This is a genomic window from Buttiauxella sp. JUb87, from assembly GCF_004361975.1.
GTDB classification, from domain to species: Bacteria; Pseudomonadota; Gammaproteobacteria; order Enterobacterales; family Enterobacteriaceae; genus Buttiauxella; species Buttiauxella ferragutiae.
Genome location: NZ_SNVY01000004.1, coordinates 266,529 through 273,291 on the forward strand (window position 1 = coordinate 266,529; position 6,763 = coordinate 273,291).

A 6,763-nucleotide genomic window follows, 5' to 3' on the forward strand; every position below is an offset into this window, starting at 1 on the left:
AACCATCCGAGTCTTAACGAGAATCAGGAACCAGTTCCTGACATAAATATTGGCTAAGACGGCGCGCCGCTAAGCCTGGGGCATCGTCTAAATTGACCATAAAGCTCTGGCTGTCGATCCGCTGTTTGACACTCACGGTAATCATTGGCTTGTGCTGTGGGATCTGATACCAGCGGCTGTGTTTATCGAGATACCGCTGGTCGCAATGAATATGCACTAGCCGCAATTCACATCCGCTGCGCACCGCAATATTAGCCGCACCGCGCTGGATAACCAGCGGTTCCCCTGGGCGTGTGCGTGTGCCTTCCGGGAAAATCAGTATCGCCTCCCCTGCTGCCATACGCTTCTGGCTTTCAGGAAGTAACGTTTCGCCCTGACTGTTAACCAGATAATCGGCTGCACGTATCACGCCTCGAAAACAGGGATTGTTTACCAAACTGGCTTTCACCAGGCAGCCAATATGCGGCGCCTGAGAAGCAATAAATACGTAATCCAACAACGTCGGATGGTTGGCAACAATCAAACACCCATGATCGTTTGTTAACTGCTCGCAATTTTCGAAGCGATAGTCGAACACACCGAGGCCGCGACCGATGCGTAAAAACAATCGGAAACTGGCGGCAATGCTTCGACGTGCAATCTCACGGCGCTTGCCATTATCACGCACAAATAATAGTAGTAAATTAAACCAAACCAGCGACAGCACCAGGCCACCACTACCAAATAAAACAAATAACCAGCCGGTCATAAGCACCCGCCAGCCCCATTTCAAACGCGCCCACATTAGCAACGGCTCCAGCACCAGGCGAGGCGTTCACCGGCAACAGTAAAAGTGGGCTGCGAGCTTAACCAGCTGTGCAAAAATGCCAGTCCCTGCGGTAAAAATTGCCCTTCGCTCATTGGACTCGGTGTGGTTTTGCATTGAATTTGCGAACCACTTTCCAATAACAGTGCAACGGAAAATGGCAAATTGACCACGTCACCGGCCAAATGCGGGTGATAAAACTCGGGGATCAAACCATCGAAATCGACCAGCAAAACGCGCTTATACCCGGCATGATGCAGCGATGTGACTTCTATTAATGCCTGGGAAAATGAGTCATAACCCGCAGAAACAGACGATGACACCAGGGCTTTTTTGGCTGCAATGGTGGTATTACCTACTGACGAGTTGTGTACCGACATCGCAAAATCCGTTGGCGAGAGGCTTTCTTGTTCCGCCAGCGCAGTTAAAATTCGAAAGTTTCTTTCAAGTTCACCGTGACGGCTGGCAAAAACCAGCGCATCAACTGACTGTCGGGACAATATTGCCAGTGCACAATCAACGGCAAGACGGCTTCCTGATGACAAACGACGCGCCGTCATCATCGGTAAGTAGCGGCTTTTTGCAAGCGGAGCTGAAATATCAACGGCGCCGGGGGTTTGGCTCCATGCCTGCCACTCCTCGGTTTCAGATAAACCAGGGGCTCGGGCCTGCCAGTCGACAACGTTAAACGCTAACTTCATGCTCGATACCCATATTCATCTAAATCGCCCGACAGATTTTAATCCCGGGACAGTTGCCGACTATCAACTAAGTCTTAATTTTAAGAATTTTCGCTCAAGTTTTGATATTTCGTGCGCTATGGCTTCTCCAGCGGCTGAGAATTGTAACAAAAAAGGCGATTAAATAAATACTTGAGATAAATCCTCTGGCCCGCGGAACAGCAGGCCGTGGATTTTAACGGTAGGTCACTTCCAGAACGGCGAGTTTGCGCTGGGGATCAAGATAATGAATTTGCGTCGTTAGCGGGACGTTGTTATCAGGTTTGTAGTTATAGAGTTGGTTGAATGCGACTGTTCGTACCACTGGTTTTCCGTCTTGTGTGCAGGACAATTTAACGGATTGTTCTCTTTGTGAAAAAGTACAGGGAGCCTCTACTATAGAGCCCCGAAAATGAATCACACCATCGCTGGCATGTGCGTTAAGTAAAGGGACACAGACAGCAAGCATGGGCAAAAGCATGAAACATCTTAGGCTTGATATTTTCACGTCAGGAACTCCTCAACCAGGTTATATGAGGGTTATCGGCACCAGGTGACCAGAACTACAGTTAAACCCTGGTATATAGATGAAAGAATTTCTACCTGCCGCGAAATTAATTAAACACTTCCTGGTGATGCCCACTGTTTTTCAAGATGAATATCTTTTCCATCCGTTATAGTGACAGTAATCGTCACGCTGTCTCCTGGAGAAATATTGAGGCTCAGGCGTGAAAGTTTGGCTGGTTCATTGGCCTTGATAAAAACATGGCTACTCTGGCTGCTATTAGTTTGTCCGCCAGAGCCTGAACGTAATGCCGTCATTTTGAAGGTACATCGGCAATCCTCGGTTAAGGTCGCCACTGGCACAATAGTGTAGATCTCCCCTTGTTGCTGGGTATCAAAGGTAAGTTGATTACTGAGTGCGGCAAGCAATAATAAGGTGTGCATATTTCTTCCCTCTCCCACTATAAAAAGAAAAACAGGGCCAGGGCCCTGTTTTTATATAGTTCAGAAAACCTGTTAGTGCTGCTGAAGGTTAGCGTGGTTGTTGAAGCCAGCTTGAGTCAGCGTAATGGAAGAATCACTAGCAGTTTGATTAACATTTGCTCCATTCAGTCCACCATATTGTTTCACGTCAATAGTGGAATCTTCAGCACTCCATTGAGCGATGGTGGCATTGTTTCCAAAACCATCTTGCAGAAGTGTGATTGTTGAATCGTCAGCACCCTGACCAACATTCGCGCCGTTTGACACGCCATATTGTTTGATATCAACAGTCGAATCTTTGGCATCAGCTTGTAGCGCAGTAACGTTGTTACCCGCACCTTGCTGATACACTTTCATTGTAGAATCTGGACCATGGCTAGGGAATTGTGGGAATACTGCCATTGCGCTACCTGAAACAACCACTGCTGCTAATGCTGCGATTTTGAAAAAGTTCATGGTAAAGCCCCCATCGTATTGAGAATGTAAGTCTAAATGGTCGTGTATTATCGTTGAATAACGCGTACCGCCATTTGAGACTGTTTCTGAACTACAACTGCCGACTTCTGTGTGCCTTGTTGAATAATGCTTGCCTTATTACCCGAGCCTTGCTGAATAATAAGAGCGGCATTACCAAATGACGTTTGCTGTATATCTGCATCATTGCCGTAGCCTGATTGCGCAACATAAGCAAAGTTATAACTCCCTGATTGGTCGACGTTAGCTCTGTTCCCAGACCCAGTCTGAGAGACCAGTGCTACTTGCCGGGTTCCATTTTGGTCAACATTGGCATTATTATTGTTGCCATGTTGCCCAATTATTGCTGCCTGATTTAACGATGCTCTACTTAATTCGTTAATCGCAAAGTTATATTCTGATTTTGCAAGATCTGGATTACTCGCAATAACATAACCAGGCGCACCCAACAATGCTAACATCACTAATAACGATCTGTTTTTCATGTTGTCACCCTGGGCCTGAATACATCTACTAATTGCATCTTAAAACATCACACATTTACTTTTGTTAACGCTAACGATGAAAAGTTATTTCTGCGTTACGGAACTGAGTATGTCTGGCGAAACATTTAAAATATCTCACCCGCACGTTGTATTTTTATATTTCCACTCATTACAAAGTATGAGTCGTATAAAAAAAATCAAATACAACAAAGGGTTCAGGATTGATCATATTAATTAGCTTGCAAGCTTTTAAACCGTCTCGCCAACCACACTGTATTTTGCCGCCTGGTTGGGTTTCCCGCGGCGTTCCAGGCAATTTTTAAGGGGCCCCTGTCACGAAGATTATTTTCCTTAAGAATCATCCTAACGCGCAATGTAACATTCACTATTTACATATGTTAAGACCAGTCACGCTCAAAACAAAAATCAAAAACTTGATTTAATTCAATTATATATAATCATTTGTATGATTTTTAAAACTATGCAATTTATAATATGTGTACAACTTTAGTATTAAAACTAAATAACAAAAAAACTGTATTGCAACATTTTAATATCTACAGTTACATTTTGTAACAGCTTTAACACTTGCTTTAAGATTAGTAACCGCTAGATTGAAATCAGCAGTAACATTTTGTTTAACACATTAAGTCAGGACGCAACTTAGCGTTATTTGACCGTGTTACATTAATTTCAAACACAGCAGTGCAGCATCTATCAGTACCTCTGGTGAATTAACTTTCTGTTAATTCAGCTGGTTGATGCGCAAACTCGGATGGAGTTTCATCATGTTTAATGAAGTCCATACAATGAATAGCCAGGCGTTAAATGCTCAAACTTTATTGTTGATCACTAAACCCTCGCTACAAGCGACTGCGTTATTACAGCATCTAAAGTCTTCACTCTCTATCAATGGGAAACTCCATAATATTCAACGCTCTCTTGAAGATGTCGTGGGTAATTTAGTGGTGCTTTTCGATATGGTTGAAGCCGATAAAAAGCTGATTAACTATTGGCAAGATAACTTAAGTCGCAAACATAACAGTATTAAGCTGTTGTTACTTAACACTCCTGAAGAGTATCAATTCCGTGACATAGAAAACTGGCCGCATATAAACGGCGTATTTTACATGTCAGAGGAAGAGCCACGTGTGGTAGAAGGTATTCGAGGCGTAATGGCCGGAGAGTGCTATTTTTCTCAGAAATTAGCAAGTTACCTTATTAATCACTCAGGGAACTACCGTTTCAATAACGTCGAGTCATCTCTTTTGACTCACCGTGAAAAGGAAATACTTAATAAATTGCGTATTGGGGCATCCAATATTGAAATCGCCCAGTCGTTATTTATAAGTGAAAACACGGTAAAAACGCATCTCTACAATCTTTTCAAGAAGATATCTGTAAAAAATCGCACTCAGGCTGTTTCCTGGGCAAACGATAATCTCAGGCGATAAGGCGATGAAATTACAAACTGCTTTACTGCTAGCGTCAGTATTAGTCTGGACCTCCAACGGCGTTCGCGCCGTTGAAGTCGAGGTTCCTGGATTATTAACGGATCATACCGTTTCTTCGGTGGGGCATGAGTTTTATCGTGCCTTTAGTGACAAGTGGGAAAGCAGTTTTACCGGAACCTTAACCATCAATGAGCGCCCCAGTGCCCGTTGGGGGAGCTGGATAACCATTACCGTTGATCAGGACGTCATATTTCAGTCGTTCTTATTCCCCTCTAAACGTGATTTTGACCGTAATGTCACTATCGCACTGGTCCAAACCGCAGAAGCGATTAAGCGCCGACAAATTGACAAAACATTGTTAAGTACCGGTGATTTAACCAGCGACGAATTTTAGGAGGCTGTCATGCGTATCACTCATGCAGTTATTTCTTTACTGCTGATATCCCCTTTGTCCTGGGGAGGCAATATGACTTTTCAGTTCACTAACCCAAATTTTGGTGGCAACCCCAATAATGGGTCCTTCTTACTTAATGAGGCGCAAGCTCAAAACTCGTATAAAGACCCTAGTTATGACGATGATTTTGGTATCGAAACACCGTCAGCACTGGACAACTTTACTCAAGCTATTCAGTCACAACTTCTTGGCGGGTTGCTAAGCAATATTAATACTGGCAAACCGGGTCGCATGATCACTAATGATTTTATCGTCGATATTGCAAACACTGACGGACAGCTACAGTTAAATGTCACTGACCGTAAAACAGGAAAAGTATCGACTATCCAGGTTGCAGGCTTACAAAATAATTCCACTGATTTCTAGTGGAAATTAAATAATCAAAAAAGTATTTAAGGATAAACATCATGCAGCGTTTACTTCTCATCGTAGCAGTGTGTTTATTAAGTGGTTGTTTAACGGCACCACCTAAAGAAGCTGCGAAACCTACACTTTTGCCTCGTGCGCAAAGTTATCGTGACTTAACCCATTTGCCACCAGCAAAAGGGAAACTGTTTGTCTCGGTATATAATATTCAAGATGAAACTGGGCAATTTAAACCTTATCCAGCAAGTAACTTCTCGACCGCGGTACCACAGAGTGCAACATCCATGCTGGTCACAGCATTAAAAGATTCTCGCTGGTTTATTCCTCTGGAACGTCAGGGCCTGCAAAACTTGCTCAACGAACGTAAGATCATTCGTGCAGCGCAGGAAAATGGAACTGTAGCCGAGAATAACCGTATGCCTTTGCAATCACTGGTTGCGGCAAACGTAATGGTTGAAGGTTCAATCATCGGTTATGAAAGCAATGTGAAATCAGGCGGTGTTGGCGCGCGGTACTTCGGTATCGGTGGCGAAACTCAATATCAACTGGACCAAATTGCCGTGAACCTACGTGTGGTTAACGTGAGTACCGGTGAAGTGCTTTCATCGGTGAATACCAGTAAAACGATTTTGTCTTATGAAGTGCAGGCTGGGGTATTCCGCTTCGTGGATTACCAACGACTGCTGGAAGGTGAAATCGGCTATACCACCAATGAACCGGTGATGATGTGTCTGATGTCAGCGATTGAAACAGGAGTTATTTATCTGGTTAATGATGGTATTAACCGTGGATTGTGGGATCTGCAAAATCCGCAAGATGTTAACAACCCGGTACTGGCCAAATACAGAGAGATGTCAGTCCCTCCAGAATCCTGATAATTATCAGATAAGAAAAAACCAGCCGCGGCTGGTTTTTTTATTTATTCTGACCCGTCCTAAATAGCGTTGACACATTTAACTCGCAGGCAGAGGAAAATGTGATGAACCAATATGTTAAACGCACACAACGCGATTACCCTC

Annotated in this window: 10 protein-coding genes; 4 read left to right on the plus strand and 6 right to left on the minus strand. The window is 43.9% G+C overall.

All coding sequences use genetic code 11. The features are described from left to right. Window positions 1-13 precede the first annotated feature (13 nt). The 6 genes from EC843_RS17130 to csgB form a co-directional block, all read right to left on the minus strand. Complete coding sequence (locus EC843_RS17130; RefSeq protein ID WP_064547964.1) at window positions 14-784, minus strand: lysophospholipid acyltransferase family protein; 771 nt, start codon at window positions 782-784, stop codon at window positions 14-16. Further along, complete coding sequence (locus EC843_RS17135; RefSeq protein ID WP_133522698.1) at window positions 784-1,506, minus strand: beta-ketoacyl synthase chain length factor; 723 nt, start codon at window positions 1,504-1,506, stop codon at window positions 784-786. The genes EC843_RS17130 and EC843_RS17135 overlap by 1 nt, the downstream gene beginning before the upstream one ends. Before the next feature lie 214 nt (window positions 1,507-1,720). Next, the gene (locus EC843_RS24970) at window positions 1,721-1,849 is read right to left on the minus strand and encodes a hypothetical protein (protein ID WP_279535813.1); all 129 of its coding nucleotides are present in this window, start codon (window positions 1,847-1,849) and stop codon (window positions 1,721-1,723) included. A gap of 293 nt (window positions 1,850-2,142) precedes the next feature. After that, window positions 2,143-2,472: a curli assembly chaperone CsgC gene (gene csgC, locus EC843_RS17140; protein WP_064547969.1), complete on the minus strand. Its 330-nt coding sequence runs from the start codon at window positions 2,470-2,472 to the stop codon at window positions 2,143-2,145. A gap of 72 nt (window positions 2,473-2,544) precedes the next feature. Then, window positions 2,545-2,967, minus strand: coding sequence for a curli major subunit CsgA (gene csgA, locus EC843_RS17145; protein ID WP_064547971.1), 423 nt, complete (start codon window positions 2,965-2,967; stop codon window positions 2,545-2,547). Between the two features lie 47 nt (window positions 2,968-3,014). Then, the gene (gene csgB, locus EC843_RS17150) at window positions 3,015-3,470 is read right to left on the minus strand and encodes a curli minor subunit CsgB (RefSeq protein ID WP_064547973.1); all 456 of its coding nucleotides are present in this window, start codon (window positions 3,468-3,470) and stop codon (window positions 3,015-3,017) included. 788 nt (window positions 3,471-4,258) lie between these two features. On the opposite strand from csgB, the gene csgD reads away from it, so the two are divergent. From csgD to csgG, 4 genes are read left to right on the plus strand one after another with little or no spacing between them, the layout of a single operon-like run. Beyond that, window positions 4,259-4,924 (plus strand): biofilm master transcriptional regulator CsgD, encoded by a 666-nt coding sequence (gene csgD / locus EC843_RS17155; protein ID WP_064547975.1) that lies wholly within the window; start codon window positions 4,259-4,261, stop codon window positions 4,922-4,924. 4 nt (window positions 4,925-4,928) lie between these two features. Then, the gene (gene csgE, locus EC843_RS17160) at window positions 4,929-5,318 is read left to right on the plus strand and encodes a curli production assembly/transport protein CsgE (protein WP_064547977.1); all 390 of its coding nucleotides are present in this window, start codon (window positions 4,929-4,931) and stop codon (window positions 5,316-5,318) included. 9 nt (window positions 5,319-5,327) lie between these two features. Beyond that, window positions 5,328-5,744, plus strand: a complete 417-nt coding sequence (gene csgF / locus EC843_RS17165) for a curli production assembly/transport protein CsgF (RefSeq protein ID WP_064547978.1) — start codon at window positions 5,328-5,330, stop codon at window positions 5,742-5,744. A gap of 41 nt (window positions 5,745-5,785) precedes the next feature. Then, on the plus strand, window positions 5,786-6,619 hold the full coding sequence (gene csgG / locus EC843_RS17170; protein ID WP_064547980.1) for a curli production assembly/transport protein CsgG: 834 nt from the start codon (window positions 5,786-5,788) through the stop codon (window positions 6,617-6,619). The last annotated feature ends 144 nt before the right edge of the window (window positions 6,620-6,763 follow it).